This window comes from Bacillus sp. Je.9.29.b, from assembly GCF_051129925.1.
In the GTDB taxonomy this organism is placed as follows: Bacteria; Bacillota; Bacilli; order Bacillales; family Bacillaceae; genus Bacillus; species Bacillus safensis.
The window spans coordinates 1-20,725 of the sequence record NZ_JBCPSO010000010.1; the positions used below are offsets into that span (position 1 = coordinate 1).

The 20,725-nt window shown below is 36.8% G+C and carries 20 protein-coding genes; 16 read left to right on the top strand and 4 right to left on the bottom strand.

Translation table 11 applies throughout. The annotated features are described in order from the left end of the window. Window positions 1-173 precede the first annotated feature (173 nt). Together corA and AAZR19_RS17560 are read right to left on the bottom strand one after the other, a co-directional pair. The gene (gene corA / locus AAZR19_RS17555; protein ID WP_025093503.1) at window positions 174-1,133 is read right to left on the bottom strand and encodes a magnesium/cobalt transporter CorA; all 960 of its coding nucleotides are present in this window, start codon (window positions 1,131-1,133) and stop codon (window positions 174-176) included. Window positions 1,134-1,266: 133 nt separating this feature from the next. Next, window positions 1,267-1,776: a hypothetical protein gene (locus AAZR19_RS17560; protein ID WP_024425256.1), complete on the bottom strand. Its 510-nt coding sequence runs from the start codon at window positions 1,774-1,776 to the stop codon at window positions 1,267-1,269. Between the two features lie 434 nt (window positions 1,777-2,210). Between AAZR19_RS17560 and AAZR19_RS17565 the strand changes: the two genes are divergently transcribed. The 8 genes from AAZR19_RS17565 to AAZR19_RS17600 all read left to right on the top strand — a co-directional run bounded on the left by AAZR19_RS17565 (window position 2,211) and on the right by AAZR19_RS17600 (window position 11,024). Continuing rightward, complete coding sequence (locus AAZR19_RS17565) at window positions 2,211-3,080, top strand: DNA-3-methyladenine glycosylase family protein (RefSeq protein WP_041106324.1); 870 nt, start codon at window positions 2,211-2,213, stop codon at window positions 3,078-3,080. 102 nt (window positions 3,081-3,182) lie between these two features. Then, window positions 3,183-4,568, top strand: coding sequence for a 23S rRNA (uracil(1939)-C(5))-methyltransferase RlmD (gene rlmD, locus AAZR19_RS17570; RefSeq protein WP_434703869.1), 1,386 nt, complete (start codon window positions 3,183-3,185; stop codon window positions 4,566-4,568). A gap of 167 nt (window positions 4,569-4,735) precedes the next feature. Beyond that, a complete protein-coding gene (locus AAZR19_RS17575) occupies window positions 4,736-4,885 on the top strand; it encodes a hypothetical protein (protein ID WP_423059685.1) in 150 nt (49 codons plus the stop codon). Window positions 4,886-5,072: 187 nt separating this feature from the next. Then, on the top strand, window positions 5,073-6,140 hold the full coding sequence (locus AAZR19_RS17580; RefSeq protein WP_423059684.1) for an SEC-C domain-containing protein: 1,068 nt from the start codon (window positions 5,073-5,075) through the stop codon (window positions 6,138-6,140). A 212-nt stretch (window positions 6,141-6,352) separates the two neighbouring features. Next, window positions 6,353-7,543 (top strand): hypothetical protein, encoded by a 1,191-nt coding sequence (locus tag AAZR19_RS17585; protein WP_423059683.1) that lies wholly within the window; start codon window positions 6,353-6,355, stop codon window positions 7,541-7,543. Window positions 7,544-7,562: 19 nt separating this feature from the next. Further along, window positions 7,563-9,149: a hypothetical protein gene (locus AAZR19_RS17590; RefSeq protein ID WP_423059682.1), complete on the top strand. Its 1,587-nt coding sequence runs from the start codon at window positions 7,563-7,565 to the stop codon at window positions 9,147-9,149. A gap of 533 nt (window positions 9,150-9,682) precedes the next feature. Next, the gene (locus AAZR19_RS17595; RefSeq protein WP_423059681.1) at window positions 9,683-10,444 is read left to right on the top strand and encodes a methyltransferase domain-containing protein; all 762 of its coding nucleotides are present in this window, start codon (window positions 9,683-9,685) and stop codon (window positions 10,442-10,444) included. Between the two features lie 166 nt (window positions 10,445-10,610). After that, window positions 10,611-11,024, top strand: a complete 414-nt coding sequence (locus tag AAZR19_RS17600; protein WP_423059680.1) for a DUF6508 domain-containing protein — start codon at window positions 10,611-10,613, stop codon at window positions 11,022-11,024. A 29-nt stretch (window positions 11,025-11,053) separates the two neighbouring features. Here the strand turns inward: AAZR19_RS17600 and AAZR19_RS17605 are convergent, their stop codons facing one another. Next, window positions 11,054-11,938: a LysR family transcriptional regulator gene (locus tag AAZR19_RS17605; protein ID WP_434703872.1), complete on the bottom strand. Its 885-nt coding sequence runs from the start codon at window positions 11,936-11,938 to the stop codon at window positions 11,054-11,056. 111 nt (window positions 11,939-12,049) lie between these two features. Between AAZR19_RS17605 and AAZR19_RS17610 the strand changes: the two genes are divergently transcribed. The 8 genes from AAZR19_RS17610 (at window position 12,050) to AAZR19_RS17645 (ending at window position 19,136) form a co-directional block, all read left to right on the top strand. Next, window positions 12,050-12,439 (top strand): tautomerase family protein, encoded by a 390-nt coding sequence (locus AAZR19_RS17610; RefSeq protein ID WP_025093498.1) that lies wholly within the window; start codon window positions 12,050-12,052, stop codon window positions 12,437-12,439. 26 nt (window positions 12,440-12,465) lie between these two features. Next, the gene (locus AAZR19_RS17615; protein WP_025093497.1) at window positions 12,466-12,789 is read left to right on the top strand and encodes a carboxymuconolactone decarboxylase family protein; all 324 of its coding nucleotides are present in this window, start codon (window positions 12,466-12,468) and stop codon (window positions 12,787-12,789) included. 140 nt (window positions 12,790-12,929) lie between these two features. Next, window positions 12,930-13,757 (top strand): MerR family transcriptional regulator, encoded by an 828-nt coding sequence (locus AAZR19_RS17620; RefSeq protein WP_423059678.1) that lies wholly within the window; start codon window positions 12,930-12,932, stop codon window positions 13,755-13,757. A 26-nt stretch (window positions 13,758-13,783) separates the two neighbouring features. After that, window positions 13,784-14,971: an MFS transporter gene (locus tag AAZR19_RS17625; RefSeq protein WP_423059677.1), complete on the top strand. Its 1,188-nt coding sequence runs from the start codon at window positions 13,784-13,786 to the stop codon at window positions 14,969-14,971. Between the two features lie 255 nt (window positions 14,972-15,226). Continuing rightward, entirely contained in the window at window positions 15,227-16,411 is a 1,185-nt protein-coding gene (locus AAZR19_RS17630) for a DUF1835 domain-containing protein (RefSeq protein WP_434703875.1), read from the top strand. A 225-nt stretch (window positions 16,412-16,636) separates the two neighbouring features. Further along, on the top strand, window positions 16,637-17,203 hold the full coding sequence (locus tag AAZR19_RS17635; RefSeq protein WP_434703876.1) for a hypothetical protein: 567 nt from the start codon (window positions 16,637-16,639) through the stop codon (window positions 17,201-17,203). A 26-nt stretch (window positions 17,204-17,229) separates the two neighbouring features. Continuing rightward, complete coding sequence (locus AAZR19_RS17640) at window positions 17,230-18,513, top strand: hypothetical protein (RefSeq protein WP_434703877.1); 1,284 nt, start codon at window positions 17,230-17,232, stop codon at window positions 18,511-18,513. 341 nt (window positions 18,514-18,854) lie between these two features. After that, window positions 18,855-19,136, top strand: coding sequence for a hypothetical protein (locus AAZR19_RS17645; protein WP_003217864.1), 282 nt, complete (start codon window positions 18,855-18,857; stop codon window positions 19,134-19,136). Window positions 19,137-19,188: 52 nt separating this feature from the next. On the opposite strand, the gene AAZR19_RS17650 is transcribed toward AAZR19_RS17645, so the two are convergent. Then, window positions 19,189-20,697 (bottom strand): helix-turn-helix domain-containing protein, encoded by a 1,509-nt coding sequence (locus tag AAZR19_RS17650; protein ID WP_076839084.1) that lies wholly within the window; start codon window positions 20,695-20,697, stop codon window positions 19,189-19,191. Window positions 20,698-20,725: the final 28 nt, after the last annotated feature.

Below are 20,725 nucleotides of genomic sequence, written 5' to 3' on the forward strand. Positions count from 1 at the left end.
ACACTAATCGGATAACTAACTCTTTTTCCCATACAAAAAACACCTCCAAATTGTTTTCAGATATGCTATACCCGATTTTTCAATTTAAAGGTGTTTTTATTTGTCTCACTTTATGGGGTCAGTCCCAGATCTGAAGGCTTTTTGATTATTTTACGATGAAACAAAAGAGGGTACTATTTAAAAATCCTGAACCACCCTTTATGTTTAAACCACAAAAGCATCCCTGAGACGAGGAGACCCATGAAAATCAGCACGCCAAAATAGCCGTATTTCCAGTGTAATTCAGGCATGTTGTCAAAGTTCATTCCGTACACCCCAACAATAAAGGTCAGTGGAATAAAAATGGTCGACACAATGGTCAATGTCATCATAATCGCATTCATCCGGTTGGAATTCAGCGTCTGATAGCTGTCTCGTAAATCGGCTGTCATATCACGGTTTGACTCAACAATTTCGGTTAGTTTTAATAGATGATCATAAATATCATTAAAATACGCTTGGCGGTTTGTATCGCTTTTCATCATGTTTGTGTTCACAATACGATATAAAAGGTCCCTCATCGGGATAATCGTTCTTCGCAGTTTGAGTAAATCTGAGCGAATCCCAAATACTTCGTTCATCAACGTGCCATACGTTTTATGCCCTTCTTCATCCTCAATTTCATTCAGCCTGTCTTCAATTTGATAAATAATAGGGAAATAATCATCAACAAGCTGATCAATCAGCATGTAGGCAATATGCTCAGGTCCGCTGTTTCTCGCTTTATCAGACCCTTTGAGCTTTCGAATCACACGTTCAACGTACGGCGCTTCTTTCAAATGAAAGGTCACGATATAGTTTTCACCAACAAACAGATCGACTTCCTCAGAACGAAGCGTTTTTTGATTAAGGGCATGCAGCACAAAAAACAAATACCCTTCATAAAAATCAAGCTTGGGCCGTTGTAAATAATGAAAACAATCTTCGATCGCAAGCGGATGGAAATGAAAATATTCCTTTAAAAGCGCTGCTTCCTTTTCCGTTGGCGCATGAAAATCAATCCAATACCAGGCGATATCGGGGCTTGAAAGCTGCTGCAATGTTGCATGTTCAATCAAGTCGCCGTTTTTTGTCACTGCAAGTTTTCTCAGCATGTGCACCCCTCCAGACTTGCATTATATCATGAAGCAGCGCCGGTGAACTTATACGTTTTCTTCATAAAAAAAGCCGATCTCATTTTTGAGATCGGTTCAATGTGCGTGTATGATTGATGGATAAAACCGAGAATTAAGGACGACGGAAGTTGACGAAACCACCATTACGGTCGAACCAGCCTCTAAATGCCCAGTTGATGTAGCCGCCGTCACCTTTGTTTGTGAAAGATCCATTTTCGAATACCCAGACTCCGTACGTAATACTTCCGTATTTCACAGTAGCAAACGTTTTGACGCCGTTGAAACGAGTCTCATAACCTTGGCTTAAGTTAAATACCATGACATTGTATTTTGCGCCAGCAGCATAGAAAGCAGACTCCATTAATCCTTTCACAAAGCCTTCACGGTTTGTGTTAGCATTTGCAGCATTGATTAATGCATTCGCAATACCAAGTACGTCAAAGTTAATATTAACGTTTCCTGCAGTTGTAGATGCTTTACCTTCAGCAGCTTTGTTTAAAACGGTTTGCTGTAATGTAGTAGAAACAGGTGCTGAAGTTTTTGGCTCAGCAGCGTCAGCGAATACTGGCAGTGTCGAAGAAACAGCAGTGGCAAGAGCAACAGAAAGAATTGTTTTTTTCATTGGTCGGATCTCCTTTGTTTTAAAATTTTGGGTCTTCTTTTTTGTAAAATGTGAAACTAAGTGAAGCCGGTCATCAATGAGGTAAATATGTTCCTGCAAGATAAAACAAATGATTGCCTAATCCGCTAATTTCTTTGTTCACCTCCTTGATATGTCATAATTATACAAATATTTTTAGAATGGAAGATATCACCCAGAGGTTCTATTTCTAATTTAAGGAAAATGAGCCTAAAATGTTGCAGGATGCTGTCGAATTTTAGCTGAATTCGACTAAAAACTTTCATCTATCCAAAAGGAGAATGACCACAAATAAGGAAGATATAACTGATAAATTCTTGTACTCTTTATGTTTAAAAGTATTCAATCTAGAGAATCATTCATGCAAAATGAAACAATCACATCTGCGTATGTTTGCAGAAAGGAAGAGGACATGTATGTGGGAAAAACAGCTGGCGGTAGAACCGCCGTATCATTTCGATCAAGTGCTTAGACGCTTATCAAGTGATCCATTAAAAGCAGTCGATTTGAGTCAAAGAGAAATCAAAGTACCGATCAGATTAGAGCAAAAACCGTACGTGGTCATCGTTCAAGCTACTGGAACAAAGGATGCGCCTATGTTTCGGGTGCGATCAAACGGTCCAGAGGAACCCGTTCTTTCTGAGGTGAAACGGATATTTGGCATGGAGCATCAATTACACATGATTCAAGACCATTTTTCTCAAACCAATCTAGCGCCCATTTTTGAGCAGCATATCGGAACGCCGCTCATGCTTGATTTCCATTTATATCATTGTTTAATGAAATGCATCATTCATCAGCAGCTTAATCTTTCGTTTGCTTACGAGCTCACGAAACGATTTGTCCATACGTACGGCGAGCAAATAGAAGGTGTATGGTTTGATCCTTTACCAGAAACCATTGCCTCTCTTGAAACAGATGATTTGAGAAAGCTTCAATTTAGTCAGCGAAAAGCAGAATATGTCATCGATGTATCGAAACGAATTGTGAGCGGCTCACTTTGTTTAGAGGAATTACACGATTTATCTGATTTGGAGGTGGAAGAGCGATTGCTTCCGATTAGAGGGATTGGACCTTGGACGGTTCAAAATGTGCTCATGAATGGGCTTGGAAGACCAAATCTTTTTCCGATGGCAGATATCGGCATTCAAAACGCAATCAAACGTCACTTTGACCTGCCTGTAAAACCGACAAAAGATGAAATGGCAGCGCTAAGCAAGGAATGGACCCCATATTTAAGCTACGCTTCTTTATATTTATGGAGAAGCATTGAGACAGATAAATAACGGAAAGGAATTTTCTCTCTTTGTCTAAGACGTGATATACTAATGAGATGGAATAAAATGAAGACAACCTATTAAGGGTTCAAATAGAACGGAGAGAATAAAGTGAAAGAAAAACAGCAAGGTGCCCTTTTGCAAAAGGGACAGCAGTTCCCGCTTACCATTAAACGCCTTGGCATTAATGGTGAAGGGGTCGGTTATTTTAAAAAGCAAGTGGTCTTTGTCCCAGGTGCGCTTCCAGGTGAGGAAGTGGTGGTTGAGGCAACGAATGTCCAAGCAAAATATGCAGAAGGTACAGTGAGGAAAGTGCGAAAGCGCTCCGAGCATCGAGTCAAACCGCCATGCCCAGTATACGAAGAGTGCGGCGGCTGTCAGCTGCAGCATTTGGCGTATGAGCAGCAGCTAAATGAAAAGCGTGATATTGTCATTCAATCAATGGAGCGACATACAAAGCTATCGGTTGAAAAGCTTGATATTCGGCCAACGATCGGCATGGAAGATCCGTGGCATTATCGAAACAAAAGTCAGTTCCAAGTAGGACGTTCTCACAGCGGAGACATCATTGCAGGACTTTATGGACTAAATTCCCATAAGCTTGTACCGATCAAGGAATGTATCGTGCAGCATCCAAAAACGAACAAAACAACAGGCGTTGTCCGCAAAATTTTAGAGAAATTCGGCGTATCTGTCTACAATGAACGGACAAGAAAAGGCGACGTACGCTCGATTGTCGTGCGTGTCGGCTTTGAAACAGGGGAAGTACAAGTCGTTCTTGTCACATCAAAACCTGAATTTCCAAAGAAAAAAGAAATAGCCGAAGCCATTCAAAAACGTCTGCCAGAAGTGACGTCTATCATGCACAATATTAATGGTGAAAAAACGTCGGTCATCTTCGGCCATAAAACATCTCATCTAGCTGGCAATATGGTCATTCAAGAATTTTTAGGAGACGTCTCGTTTGAATTGAGTGCACGTGCTTTCTTCCAATTGAATCCGAAGCAAACGCTAAAGCTTTACGATGAAGCGAAAAAAGCGGCCAAACTGACAGGCAAAGAAAAGGTTGTCGATGCGTATTGCGGTGTTGGGACCATTGGGATGTGGCTCTCAGATGGCGCCAAAGAAGTACGAGGAATGGATGTCATCAAAGAATCGATTGATGATGCCAAGAAAAATGCCAAAAAACACGGCATGAAAAACGCGACCTATGTAACAGGAACAGCTGAACATTGGCTGCCAAAATGGGTCAAAGAAGGCTTCCGCCCTGACGTCATCGTCGTCGACCCGCCAAGAACCGGCTGCGAGCGCACCTTCTTAGACACCGTCAAACAAGTCAAACCAAAACGCTTTGTCTACGTCTCTTGCAACCCATCCACCCTAGCAAAAGACCTTGAATACATGTCAAAAGACTACAAAATCGAATACATGCAGCCAGTTGATATGTTTCCGCATACGGCGCATGTCGAGGTGGTAGCATTAATGTCTAGGAAATAAGTACATCAGTAATAAAAACATTGATATAGCAAGGTTTATAGGGTTTCGCCTAAGTTTATTTTAAATGAATAAACGGGTGGAACCCTTTTTGTTATTGGTGTTGGAAATGCTAGAATTTGGGGTTGAGTTGACAGAATAGATTTTGACTATGGGAGTTGACAGGATGAATGGATGATAAAAGATGTATCGGTGTTGATAGGTTGCTCAATGTGGGAGAACATCAAGAACATTATGTCTTAGAAAACAATCATTCAACAGTTATTTCAAAGAGCGATTTGAAGCGGTATAAAAAGAAAAACGGTTGGTTGAAAGGATAACGATTTATGAAAGAGAACTAACAATTGAATTTAAGTCGGGGCTTAAGATTGAAACAGAAGTATAAAATCTTTAGAAATAGTCCCTTCCCACCTTCATGAATTTTTATTTGTGGAGGTGTTTTAGTTATCTTATAACTAGATTGTAGTAAAATAAATATAATCATTTATATAGTCGGAGGTTGTTAAAGTGAAACAAGTAAGAAATGAACCTTGTAAGTGTGGAAGTGGTTTGAAATATAAAAAATGTTGCCTTAATAAAAAAGAAGAATTTGATATGAAATTACAATCACTATTTGATACTGTTGAAAAAAACAAAAGAAAAGCACGTATTTCTCATTGTTTGCATCCAGAAAGTGAAAACTGTTCAGGGAAAATTGTTCGTTCTCATGCAATTCAAAACAACAGGATTTTAAATAAATTAGCAGTTAATGGGATGCTAAAAACAATGGATGGCGAGTCGCATATGATATTCCAAGACGTAGACACTAAAGGTAGGAAACAAGCAACTACATTTAAAGGTTTTTGCTCTTTTCATGATAAAATAACTTTCCAACCAATAGAGGATTTTGAATTTAATGAATCTGCTGAACAGCTGTTTTTATATACATATAGAGCTCTTGCTTGGAGTTTCCATAAAAAACTAGAACAAGTTAATCATATTATTTTAAACATGGAATCATTAAAGAATAAAGGGTTTCATTTCTCGGATGATTTGATGCTTCATAATTCAATGCATTTACTAGGACATTTCGAAAATGAATCAACATTGAAAAGGTTCAATGGATATTTACAGAACGAAAATTATGAAAGAGTATCTTCATATGTATGGACAATACCTTATGAAATAAAGTTTGCTGTGTCAACTATGCTTACAATTGAACATGATATTAAAGGCAATATGATAAACAATATAAAATCCTTCCGACCTTTAAAGAATATTTATCTAAATATATTTCCAGGTAATCAAGAATCATATCTTCTTTGGACTTGGGAATCTAATCATAAAATACTTGAAAAGTTCGCAAAGCAATTTGATAGTCTGAAAGATAAAGATAAGAAAAATTATTTAAATAATAATCTTCCCAGGTGGACAGATGCCATTGTAATTTCACCAGATTTATGGGATACATGGGGCGCTCCTATTCACGAGAGTATTATCGCTCATTCTAACTTTGAATTTTTATATAGAGCTATGGAGGAAGACTTGGGGACTTATGCGTATGAATATGAATATACACCTTGGAATTTTTTTTGAATAAATATTCTGCTTGGTTTCTACTAAAGCAGAATATTCGCTATTAATGATATAATAAGAATAAAGTTTAATAAATTGTCCGTTAATTAATATAATGCAGTTTTGTTTGTGTAGAAAGTAATATAAGGAGATGGGAGTATTGTCCTATACCAATCCCATGAAAACATACTCTACACGAATGTTAACAAAAGAAGCTGGAAAGGATAGTGTTTATGTTATCAATTTCTAGGAAAGATTTATATGATGAAATTTGGTCAGTTGGAATGACAAAGGCAGCTAAGAAACTTGATATACCTTATGAAAAGTTGAAAAAGGCATGTGTTAATCATGATATTCCACTACCTACTCAATCTTATTGGAGTAAAGTATACATGGGAAATGAAAAGCCATCGCAGCCAGAATTACCTAATGCGAAAGATAGTGTAGTGATTACAATTAAAAAAGCGAAAAAGCAACAAGTTAAATTAGCTCCAAAAAAGATTGTTAAGTCCACAAAACAAAAGGAAAAACAAGAACCACCACCCTTAAAAACAAATCACGGCAAATTATCAGAACAAGAAAAAAGTTATTTTTCTTACTTTAAACAAGATGAAGATAGTTTAATAGATATTTATAATAATTTAAAAATAAACAAAACTCTATCTTCAAAACCACACAAGGCAATAGTTGAGTATAGTAAAAAAACTCAATCCTATCGAGAGGATAAATTGAGAATTAAATCGGCATCTGGAAAAATATTTCCAGAAGTTTTATCTTTTGTAGATAGCCTATTTAAAGCCCTTGAGAAAACGGGCGCCAGGATAATTCCTAAATACGATGAAACTGAAGTTATACTTAAAGATAAATATACTGTTACTTTGAACTTTAAGTTACCGTGTAGAAAAATTAACCTATCACCAGAAGATGAAAGATATTCTACATATCATACATTTGAATATGAAATTAAAGGAATAATAAATGTAGAAGTTGGATATAAGTTATCTTGGTATAGTTGGGGTAGAAGTGAAAAAAATATTAATCAAACAAAAAGAATGACTACAGAAGATCTTTTAAGAAAAGTATTTGTATATATATTTTCCTTGCCTGAAAAAATAGATGAAGAAGAAGCGGCTTATCTTATTAGAGAAAAGAAAAGGCTTAAAGAGGAAGAAGAAGGATTAATCTTGAAGGAAAAGCGAGACAATGAATACACAAAAACACAGCAACTCATAAACAATTCATTGAATTATTTCTATTCTAAATTAGTTCAGGAGTATGTTGCTGCTGAAATTGAAGAAGATTCAGACGAGTATAGGTGGGCGAAGGAAAAGGCTAATTGGATTCGTGATTCAGAAAAACATCCTGATGATTTATTAAATAATGCTGATAAGACATTAATGTTAAGATTTGAAATAAATAATTAATATAGAGGGTGAAAAGATAATGCCAAGACCAGGGATTACAGCATATGATGTACTGATATCTTGTCCAGGTGATGTTGCGGATTATTTGGAAGTGATAAATCAAAGTATTGATAATTTTAATAGAATGTTTGGAGAGTTAAATAATATCACTCTTGTAATAAAACATTGGTCAAAGGATAGTTATCCGCAGTCGGGCGATAAACCACAGGAATTATTAAACAAACAATTTGTTAATGACTGTGATGCAGCAATAGCAATTTTTTGGACTCGTTTTGGAACACCTACAGATAAATATGGGTCTGGAACAGAGGAAGAAATAGAGATAATGTTAAATTCCGATAAGCAAGTATTTATATATTTTTTAGACTTACCAATTAATCCTTCAGAAATTGATATGGAACAATATCAAAAGGTATTAGATTTTAGGAATAAATATAAAGAGAAAGGTCTTTACGCTGTTATAAAAGACAAGCATGAATTACAAAGAGAATTGTCAAATCATTTAGCTATGCATTTTATTCCAATTATTTCGGGTGAAAGTGTAGCAGTTAATAATAAGGAAAAACCAGAATTAAATATAAGAAATACTGAGGACTATTCAGAAGCGTTTTATACTGTACATAAAACAAGTTTGTTAGAAAGTATATTTATGGTTGAGCAGAAAGAGAAAATATTTAATGACATTGTAGAACTGAAAACGACTAGTTTACCATTAAAGGATAAAGTGAAAGATAATGACATTCATACTGAAGAAAGCTTAAAAAAGGTTGAAAGTTCTGGAATAGATTCGAAGCATACTGAACTTCTTCAAAGTATAAAAAAAGGAAGTTTTTATACGGATGTTACAATAAGTGAGGATTTTAAAAAGGTAATTAAAGATTTCATAAAAGCTAACCAACTTATTATTGAAGATGACTTTTGGAATTTGGGTAATTTAAAGAAATCAACATTGCAGTTTCCTTTTGGAACTGGTGGTTCTACATATGAAGGTTCGGAAGCAGAAAAGGAAAGATTCAAACAGATTAAAAAATTATACTGGGATATCCGAACTTATAATGAATATGTAATTTATTTTGGAGAAATTGATAAGATTAATTTTTTGAAATTAGCAATATCTAATAATGGAACAACATTTGATGAGGATATTGACATAAAATTTATAATCCCAAAAAAATATTTAATTAATTATTCAGATCTACCCATGCCAGGAATAAATATTATAAAAGAATTAATTGATATTAAATTTATTGATTATATTTTTTCTATTGCAGAAACTGAAACAATGGATGAGTATTCTGGGCATCCCAACTATCCATTAAACATCCCAAGTCATTTATTACTTAATCAAAGAAGTATTGAACAAGAATATGAAGATTATAAAGATGAGTTTTTATCTGAGTTTGAATACCTATTCTGTTACAGAACATTCGAAAATAAAAATAATGATGTGGTTTTATTTCATGTTGATTATTTAAAACATAATACTACAATGGCATTTCCTTCTGTTCTTATGTTTAAGGAAATTCCACCATATATAAAATATGAAATCTCCTCCAAGTTTAGTACAGAAATAATTGAAGGTGAATTAACTCTGAACCAGAACTAAATGAGTGTCTTGACTTGTTTCCGTAGACGTACAAAATAGTCGATTTGTTACCGCAGACGACCATTTTGTTAAAATTCGTAAAAACATCAATTCTATCAACTCGTCCCATGTGGAGTGCGTGGTGTCTTTATCTCTTAAATAAAAAGGAAATGAAATCTATGATGGACCAAAAACGAAACCAGCAATAGAAAAGGCAGTATCTAAATGATAAAACCCTTCCAACAGGAGGGGTTTTACTTTAACTAACAATCTATTTTTCCTATTCGGGTTCTTATTGTACTTAGTCCTCTATAATGAGACACCCATCATGTACTCTCGATTCTCAAAACAACTCATGTCTCACTCAATTATCAGCTGGATGAATATAAAATCAAGGTCTTCGGCAAGGTGCTCTTTAAATATAATTTTAAGTATTTTTAATGGGAGTGATTCAATATGAGACTGAAAGAACATGAAATATAACAACTTTATACATTCGTAAGAGGCCCGCCAAATATTTAATCATTAAACTCAAAATGATAATTGGAGGGATTATGATGAATGACAAACAGTTTTCTTCATTTATAAAACAAGCAGATGAACCTTTTGTTGGGTGGGATTTCTCATTCATATCTGAAACTGGAAGAATGAAAAGTGAGCTGCTTTCATGGTCATATGGTAGTATAGCTACTTCTCTTGTTCAAAATGCAAAATCAATGCTGGACATGGGAACAGGTGGTGGAGAGTTTTTATCAAAATTAAGACCTTTTCCAACGTCAGTTTATGCTACAGAAGGGTACTTGCCTAATGTACCTGTCGCAAAAGAACGATTAACACCCTTAGGAGTGAAGGTAGTTCAAATTTCTAATGATGGAAATCTTCCGTTTGAGACTGGAAAGTTTGATCTTATCATCAATCAACATGAGTCATTTTCATCTAAAGAGGTGAGAAGAATTATCTCGAAAGAAGGTATTTTTCTAACTCAACAAGTCGGTGGACTCGATTGCATAGAGATTAATGAGAATCTAAGGGTACCAATAAATAAAGATTTTATTGATTGGAACTTAAAGAAAGCTTTAAACGAAATACAGGAGAATCATTTTGAGGTGTTGAAAAGTGCAGAAGAGTTCCCTATTCAAAGATTTTATGATATCGGAGCATTGGTGTATTATCTGAAAGCAATTTCTTGGCAAGTGCCAGGTTTTGAAATAAGTAATTTCAAGGATGAATTATACACCATTCATAAAATCATTGAACAAAAGGGTTATTTTGACGCAAAACAACACAGATTTATTATTTTAGCTAAAGCAGTTTAGTTGGAAATGGAGCCTTTGATATATTTGAAGGCTCCAGCCTAATTTTGAATAGATGCCACCACGAAACAAAAGATGAAAAATAATAAAACGTACGATTCAGTTGATCATATGTTTCCTTTTATTATTGTCGGGCTTGAAAGCATTCTAAAAATAGAGGAGGATAACGATGAGCCAATTTGATAGTCTAACAAAATACATACCGATGCTCCGCGAGGACCATATCGGAGAATGGGTGATCGACCAAGAAAATGATGGAACAGCTGAACGCCCAATCCAGATGCCTTTTGTCCATTATTCTGAAACGGTCCAACGCTTTATCGAAGATGTCTATATCTTTGCGGAACAACATCAAGAAATGGAGCTTATCCGCTACAGAGAAATCCTCAAAGAAAATGGCATTGAAGGTGGATTGAACGATATCGAGAATGTGGACCTCTCACATTTAAATGCGCAATGTATACTTGCCCTCATCATGGGAGTGGTGAGTGCTGAGCGGTTTTGCGATGGTGCCATATTGGGCTCTTTTAAAAGTGGAGCCATCTTAAAATGGCTTGAAAGATTGAAAAACCTAGATGTATGACATCTAGGTTTTTTATTTCTGAAACGAGATTATGAGCATGTGAATTGCTCCACTTCTTGACGAAATAGATCAAGCAGCAGCTGCTTGGTGTTTTCCAGAGAGAGATGGGGTTCCTTATGAGTTAAGATTCCTATTGGGATAAAAGGGTCTTCCATTTCAAATGGAACTTTCACAAATTCGTCTGACAATAGAGTAGAAGAAAGAACAACTCCGACAGAGGGGAATTTTTTTAGAAATGATGGAATCGCTGAAATCTGGCTGATGGTGTAAGTGAACGGCTCCACATTTATTCTTGAGAGTTCCTTTTGTAATTTTATGTGATATAAACAACTTTCCCCGCCAATAATCAAAGGCTGTTCATAAAGATCTTTGATCAATGAAATCGGTCCAACTTGATCTGCCTGCTGTTTTGCGATAATAAAAGACATTTCCTCCTTGTACAACTCCTCAAACGGAAGTGTATTCATCACTGGTTCCCCTGAAATGGCAAAATCGAGCTCTCCCTTGAGCAGAAGCTTGTGAAGAAAGTCTGTATTACCAATGATAAAGTGGCATGTGATATTCGGTTTTTGCCTCCTGAATGTTTGAAGGACGGAAGGAAGAATAGTAGCAGCAATTGGTTCTATGACGCCTATATTCAAGGTTCCGATTTCTTCTTTTTGGAGTTTTTGTGATTGTTCTAATACAAAATGCCAATGGAGTATCAGCTGATCAATCTCTTTGGAAAACAATTGTCCCGAAGGGGTTAATTCAGTCTCCCATCCTCTTACAAACAATTGAAATCCTAACTCCTTCTCTAATCGTTTGATCTGATTCGTTATGGTCGACTGGGCATAATTCAATTTTTGAGCGGCTTTTGAGAATGTCCCTTCCTGAATGATGGCTTGAAATGCTTTTAACTCTTTTAAGTCCATTTCTAATAATCTCCATTCGTTTTATAAATACAATTTTATATATTATTCAATTATATAAAACAAGTATTAGCATGTAAAATGAATGTAGACAGAAAAAAGGAGATGACATTCATGCCATTTGTAAAAGTCAGCTATATGGAAAATGCGTACGATACAGAAAGCTTAGCTTCTGTTAGCCAAACGATCATGAAGGCGCTGATGAAAGAATTTCAAGTTCCTAAAAAAGACTACTTTCAGGTATTCAGTTCACATAAGAAAGAAGAATTTTTTTATGATCCCCATTATCTTCTTCGTCATGAAAGAGATCATCGTCTTTTATATATCCAAATTACATGTGGTGCAGGAAGAACCGAGGAGCAGAAGCAGTCTTTATATAAGGAAATAGCTGACCAGTTGTATTGCCAGCTTCATATCCCGAAAGAAAATGTATTCATTATGCTGATTGAGACAGGGGTGGAGAATTGGTCCTTTGGAGAAGGACTTGCGCAGATGATCAAGTAACAGAACGAATGAAAGGGGAAATAGCTATGCATCAGCCAATCAAGCCAACTGTAAAATTCACTCTCGGAGATTTTGCCCCAGCATTTGTTGAGTATTCAGAAAAAGTTCTCTTTGGAGATTTGTGGAGGAGGGAGGAACTCTCTCTTAGAGATCGCAGTCTGATTACAGTCTCAGCCTTAGTAAGTACGGGCAGTTTGAATCAGTTGGAATACCATTTACATCTTGCCAAAGAAAATGGTGTCACGAAGAACGAATTGATTGAAGTCATCACTCATCTTAGTTTTTATATCGGATGGCCTAAAGCAGCTTCAGCACTAGAAGCGGCTAAACATATTTTGGAGGACGAATAAAATTCATCAAACAACGAGAGCCCTATTTGAAATAGGGCTTTTTATATGCGATAAATTGTATTTTAAAATCTCCTGTTGACTTTCCCCTTTACTGAAAGGTTTATACTTTGATCAGATCAACAAAACGGAGGAGATGCAGGATGTTTAAAATCGGTGATTTTTCTATGTTAAGTAAGGTCCCTGTCAAAACCTTAAGGTATTATGACCAAATAGATTTATTAAAGCCTAAGCAGATCGATCAAGAATCCGGATACCGGTATTACTCAGCTGAACAGCTGCTTGAGGTCAATCGGATTTTTCTGTACAAGGAATTAGGTTTTACGTTAAAGCAAATGGGTCAGCTTCTTCGTGAAGATATTTCTGTCGAGCAGATTCAGGGCATGTTTCTTTTGAAAGAGAGTGAGATTCAGCAATTGATCGAGAGAGAACAACAGAAATTAGCGCGTATTAAGGAGCGGATGCACCTCATCAAACGAGAGGGGTGTGTTGAAAAAGCGCAGGAGGTCATCATCAAATCGGTTGAAAGCAAACGTATCATGTCTTTTCAATCTCATGGAACTGTTGACGAAATCCCAACATTCTTTCAAACGTTTCATCATTTGTTACATAAACATCCGCAAGACTTGAACTCGGAGCCGCAAATCGTGCTGTGGAGGGAATCAATTGCTAAAGAAAGTGAGTTCGAATTTGAGGTGGGATATTCCACGAAAGCGTTAAGGGGCTCTCTGCCTCAGGGTATCACGATGCGTACGTTACCAGCTGAAGAAACCATGGCGACGCTCTTATTTCATTCAGATTCTCCATTTGCACAAACTGCTTGTGTTGACCTAGCGACATGGATCGAACATAACGGATACCGCGTGAAAGAAGATCAGCCGGGCAGAGAGATTTATTACCCATTGTCTGAAAATGAAGAAGGAAGACTCATTGAAATTCAAATTCCTATAAAAAATGAAGTCAAATCGTAAACATTGTCCAAAGGAGAAAAGCCACGATGAAAAATAAAGCCGTTGTCTATTTACTTGCTTTAGCAGCCTTTTTAATTGGAACGATCGAATATATCATTACAGGCATTATTCAAATGGTCGCAGATGATTTACATGTCACGACATCTGCTGCTGGTTTATTGGTCACATCATTAGCGCTCTCAGCAGCAATCGGCGCGCCGATTGTCATTGCACTGACCATCAATATCGACCGCAGAAAAATATTATCATGGATGCTGATCATTTTTACTTTAAGTAATATCATCACAAGTGTCAGCCATTCGTTTGAAATGGTGCTGATGACTAGGGTTTTACAAGGAATTAGTGGGGGAACGGCTATTGTGGTGGCAATGGCTGTGGCTACTCGTCTTGTCGAACGAGAAAAAAGAGGAACAGCGATTGGCATCATCTTAATGGGATTAAGCAGTTCCTTAGTTTTAGGTGTGCCAATCGGGACATTTCTAAGCAGTATGATTGGATGGAAAGCATTATTTGCAGCCATTGGATTGATCACGCTCATTCCGCTGATAGTTGTGTATAGGCGCATCCCTTCTATGAAAGAACAAGAACCGGTGACGCTAGGTATGCAATTATCGATATTAAAAGATAAGAGAATTTTGCTTGCAGTGGCAGTTACACTCTTTTATGTAGGCGGATATTCCACTTTATTTACCTATTTAACGCCATTCCTGCAAGAATCAGCAAACCTTAGCATCACAGAAATCAGTGGCATTTTATTGCTAGCGGGAATATGCAGCTTTTTGGGCTCCAGTCTTGGAGGGGTTGCAGCAGATAAAAAAGGCCCAACATTCACGATTTTCTCCGGAATTATTCTACAAATCATCATGCTGATGCTGCTTGCATTTGTGACAGGGAATCTCGTGGTCATGGTGGCGGTGATCATGATATGGATGATTGCTACATGGAGCACATCGCCAGCTCAGCAGCTGTATCTCGTCACACTTGTACCCAAATCTCCTGATATCGCATTAAGTGTCAATACATCATTTATTCAATTCGGATTTGCTTTAGGCTCGGGTTTAGGAGGTCTTGTATTGAGCAGGACATCTATACTGCACTTGAGCTGGATCAGCGCTGGAACGGTTCTTCTCGCTTTACTTATGACCATCTTGATGGTAGCATTTGACCGAATCTCTCAGCAGAAGAGTTTGAAGGTGATGGGGCAAGGAAGGTAACATGGTTCGATTCACTAGTAATCACACAAATTCAGTTTTGTATTGTGGGAACTACTTCTTTCGGGTAGTTCCTTGGCCCAGTTTCGTAGGGTTTTTTTATAAAAATTCTTATCTCTTTAGTTCTGCTTTATTACTTCTGTAAATACCTGATCATCTTATTGTCATACTTTTGAATGAAATTGACTCAATAGAATTGACGTAAGAACCGTGAATAGGTGAAGATGAAATAAACTGTAAGATAAAGGGAGACGGATGATGATACATATCATATTTGGGGCGGCAGCTGCGGGTAGTTTAAAACAAGCAATACGTGAAATGAAGCAAGATCAAATAGATGATATCATCGCTTTTGATGATATTTATTCGATTGGACCACTTCTGTATTTACACGAACATAAAGGACAAGCGAACCGTATAGAGTGGCTGCGTAACGTGATGTCAAATGAATTTGGCTATTTTGACGACATGGTTAACGATCAGCACAGAATGCTTCAGCAAATAAGAGAAATAAAAGCTGGCAGTCGTATTCTCATCTGGGCAGGCAGTAATGCACATGAGCAAATTGGTTTGCGATATGCCGTCTATTTATTAAAAGAAAAAAGGGTTGAATTGTCTGTAATCAATATAACGACAGCATTTGATCAGCTGTTCAATACAAATACAAGAAGAATGATCCTTCGACATTCCGGAGAAATCGCTTCTGAAAAATTTAAAATTTTGTATGAGAATAAAGAGCATATTCACCCAGTGACAAAAGAAGAGAGAGAAAGATTACAAAATGAATGGCTTTCACTTGCTAAAGAAAATCATACGCTGCGGATATGGCAAAAAGGACAAATGATCAGCGTACCAGAAGATGAATTTGATGCTTATTTAGTGAAAATGGCTAAGCGGCTTCATCAGTCCGCGCCAGAAGAGGAGTACATCGTCACTCCACGTCTAATAGGAGAAGTCATTGGTCATTTAGATCAGTATATCGGCGATGATTTTATTGAATATCGACTGAAGACATTAATTGATCAAGGGATTTTTGACATGAAAGGAAAACGAACTTCCATGCGTTATTACTCGTTTAAACTGACAGAGTTCGGTCAGCACTTCAAAAAATGGGTGTGCTGTCGAGAGTTTGTAGATCATCCCTTTGTGAAAATTGAAGGAGATTACGGTGGTGAACCTTTTCATTGCGGGCATTGTCAATGTCATTTAGAAAGAGATGATGTACCAGTAAGCGATACCCTTTTCTCAAAGATTTGGAATTGGGTGATACAGTATGGCCGCTGGTTTGACGAAGAGACCGATGATTTACTGCCAAATGGCGTAGATATGGAAAGGAAGTTTAATCAAGAAGGAGAGCGAATCACGAAAGAAGTGAAACGTGAATTATCTCCTGCGTATCAAATAGAATATAGTCCAAGTGAAATGACGAGATATTTTATTTAAAACAGTAGAATTAATTAAGTAAATGTAGGTTTTTCTAAGGATTAGACATTCGTTGAACTGATGGGGAGTGAATGTTTAATTCTTTTTTTATTTATGAAAGATTTTAAGATCCGCAGAAAAACGGAATCTGCAATGGAAAGGGAAAATATTGAAACATTTTTTCGTTAAAACCGTAATAAAGATAGAGCGTTCAACAGAAACCTTTAAAACGGAGAGGAGTATTGCATGGAACAAGCAGCATTGAAAAAGATGAGAACGAAACAAGTAGTTACCTCTAATTTACTATTCGGCATGTTGATCTTGATTTTTTTTATTTTGATTCAAAAAGTTGAGATTCAATTTACATATTTCTTTCTTTGTTTAGGAATCTTCATGCTCCTTCAAGGTATTTACGGCTTGATCAAAAAAGGATCAACAAAGTCTATCATTTCCATTTTTGAGCAGGTAGCCATTTATGAAAAAGAGAAATTGGGAAAAGAGTGGGAGAAAGAACAAAGAGTGGAAAATATTTGGAAATTGATATTGAGCGGGCTAATGTTCTTCCAGTCATTTAGTTTTCAAACGATGCAAGATCCATTTTTTCATATAGAACCTAAGTTTCTCATTTTCTTATTTGTTATGGCTTTAGCCCTTATCAATATAAGCATGCTTTTTCGCTTTAAAAAAATCGACCGGTCGACTGAAGGCGAATTAACAGGCTATACAAAAGAGTCAAATATAATGGCAATAGCTTTAGGGTTCTTAACTGTAATCATCATCTTCATCTTTATCGTCATTTTTCTTCTTCCATAAAACATCATCATTTTGAGGTGAAACAAATGAATGCAAACATTCAACAACTGATCGATCAGACAAAGGCGAAATTTGGTTTAGATCTTTATTATTTAAAAAGGCACAGTTTTCATCGCTACGTCAATATGTTCAATGAAACGGTTTATACATTGAATATGGAATGGTTTCCCTCTCATGAAGCTGAACCCGAGGACGATGATCTAAACCCGGACGGCACAGCTGTGATTGACGTGAACTTAAATACAGGCCAGATTGAAACGGTCATTTTTGTCATGGACAAAACCTTCGCGAAGAATGGTGTCACATTTAAGAGGCCTTATCCAGCTCATGTCATTCAATGGATTGAACAAGAAACAGGGTTGATCTATGGCGAGCACTTTCACATGCATCAAAAGGAGAAAGGGGAACTTTTTTTCGAAGAAGCAATAGATGGTGTGAAAGTGACGCCTTCAGGCAGAATCGAAGTGAAATGGGATGAACAGGGGCAGCTCATTCACTTTACACATCGAGGGCCATTTATGGCAAAAAAACTATTAAGAGCTGAAGAATATGTGCTTTCCATTAATAGGATCGAGGATTTAGCTAAGCAGCAAGTGCAGCGGTTTGATTGGCCATCCTTCGAGCAGAATCGAATCCGCCCTATATATGCGTTAGAAGAAATTTATGTGAAGAACGATGGAACAGGCACGCTTCCGTTTGAAATTGGGCGTGAAGAAACGCATTGTATACATATGCATCAGGTCATGGAGTGGAATGAACCGTTAAACAAAGCTTTTGAAAAAAAGGAAATCAATATAAACGAAGACATTACTGCTGAACAAGCCTTCTCACTGGAGCCTTCGCCAGATACATTCCCGATCTCAAAAGAAGATCAAGCTGCGTGTATCAAAGCGGTTCGAACCTTTTTGGCGCAAAAATATTCAAAGGATACAGGGAAGTGGGTGCTAAAAACACTCCACCGTGATCATGGCTACATCCAAGCGATATTAAAAACGAATGAGCAAGAAGGCTTTGGATTTATGGATAAGATCAAGGTCTTCATTGATGCCAGCACTTTTGAAGCCGTTAATTACATAGATAAAAAAGAGATGTTTCAAGTATGCGGGATACTCAATCCATCTCAAACAGCTAGTGAAATCACCATATCTCCGAAAGAAGCCTTTGAAAAATTGAAGGAAAGCCTCGAACTTACACCCATCTACGTCTATGACGATGTGCAAAAACAATATGTTTTATGCGGAAAGCTCGACTGTCATGAAGGCGTTGATGCAGTGAGCGGTGAAGTGTTCTCTTTGACAGACCTTTCATAACTTCTAAAAGAACAGTGAGCAACTGTTCTTTTTTGCCCATTTTCCTCTTTTTAGAATAAAAATGGAATTTTGTAGAAGGAAGTTGTCGTTTCATCACGAAAGAAACAGATAAGAATATGATCATAGGTCCATCGGTTGGAATTCGTATTTCATATAGTAAACGTCATACATAATGAAAACCCATGACAGTAAAGTTGATCTACAATTCTTTTAGAAGAAAAATGAAATCGTGTCTCTAGTAGTATGCGAAAATAGGCGGACTGAGATCATAGGATGAGTTGAACATGTTTGTTTTTAGGTAAGCTTAAAGCCATAAATAGAAGAAAGTGAGGATATCTACCTTGAGTACATTGGAAGTGTTTCGTCAGTTTTTGGTTGACCATTATCCTGCGTTACAAGATGAGCTTTGGCTAAAAGATGTTGATACCCTTCGAATCTCTCCTATTCTTCATCCTTTTCTGAAAAGCAAGCTGCCAGAAGGAATCGAAAAATTCACTTGTGTCCTATTCACGCAGCAGACAGATCAAACCGCTGCACCGCTCAAAGTCTACCTTTTATTAGATGAATATGAGCAATCGCTTTACGCCATTGATTTGATGAATGAACAAATAGTGCTTCATTAATACAGAAGAAAAAAGCTGCTTGAGAGCTCCTCAGCAGCTTTTCTTGTGAATATTAGTTTGTCATACCAACCAATCTTGAGTGCAAGTTGTCCAATTCTTTCTTTGTTGGAAAAGAGCTGATCAGCAGCGTAGACCGTCCTAATTGATTAGGAAGCTCAGTATCAGTCACAATCATATCAATCCCAAGTCGATCCATTGTCAGTTCATTTAATGTATTTTCTGGACTTGTGAAAATATGAATGAGAGGAGGCAATCTTAATTTAATTAAATCCGCAATCAACAAACTATGATTATAACCTAATGTTGAAATGACAAAAATGTTCAACACGTTTCTCCGATCCATTTCCAAATGAACAAGCCCCCTCCAGTTAGAAGTAATGATACGAATCAATTCTCGTTCATTTTTCACAAAAGAAGCAAGTATATCGTCTGTTTTTAACTCTTGGATGATATGAGTAATCCTCGAATAGAAGTAAGGAAGCTGTTTTTTTACCTCTGATAAATACCTCGATTTCTTTTTGAAAAGGAATCCATCTCTTACGGTAATTTCCCTAGAATACACATAATATTGGAGAAGAATCAGCGTCATCACCTTGCGATTAGCCACCTCTTGATGAAAAATCAACTCCAATTGATTGATAAAGGAATGAATGGCTTCGAAGAGGTGTGGTGTATGCGATTGAAAGAACGTCAATTTTTCTTCGACAGTTTCAATTGATTTATAATGGCCAATAGCTGGTTCAATCAATAGTAAAAAGACAAATTCGTGACGATCCAACGTAACACCAAAAGTGTCCTTTGTCATTTGGCAAACGTGTTCTTCCAAGTTTTTGATTTGTTTATAGATACCTTTAGCTGTAGATGTTTGTTTTTCCTTATCCATTGAGTACGTATAATTGCGTCGTATGGTAAAATTTTTCCTCACTCGGTGTATGGAAACGGCGAGCCATAGGCAAAATTTATCTATAGCCACATCAGGTAGAGTGACTTCGAGCACCTGAAATAGCTTTTGTAAAAAATCAACTGCATCTTGCTTTTGAATATCATCGAATGGCCAAAGCCTGCTTCCATAGACTTCAAACAAAAATTCCACAAAAAATTGACGAATCTCCTTCTCATTTCCATGGAACTGCATACTATCTGGTCGTAACTCAAGGTCATACGAGATAAGAAGCGAATTGATTTTATGAATGGTGTTATACAATGTGGATCTACTGATATTCAGCGTGTCCATCCATTCATAGAAAGACCTGTTTTGTTCAAAGAAAACGCCGTCAATCAATCGAATTTCAATCGTATCTTTTAGAATTTCTTTGATATAGTAGTCGACTCGTATCGTCTGTGTATAACAAATGGATATGCCTTGTCTTGGCTTTATGTGGATTAACGGCTCTCCGTTCTCTGTTTGGAACGACTTCATTTGTTCTAAATCGCTTTGAATGGCACGAACCGAACCTATTTGTTCATTCGATATCTCTTGAAGGCTCCACCACTTATCTTTTGATACAAGCAGTTTTAAAATTTTTATCCATCTCTTTGATTTATTATCAATGAGCTCCATTAAACAACTAACTCCTTCCCTTGGCTTG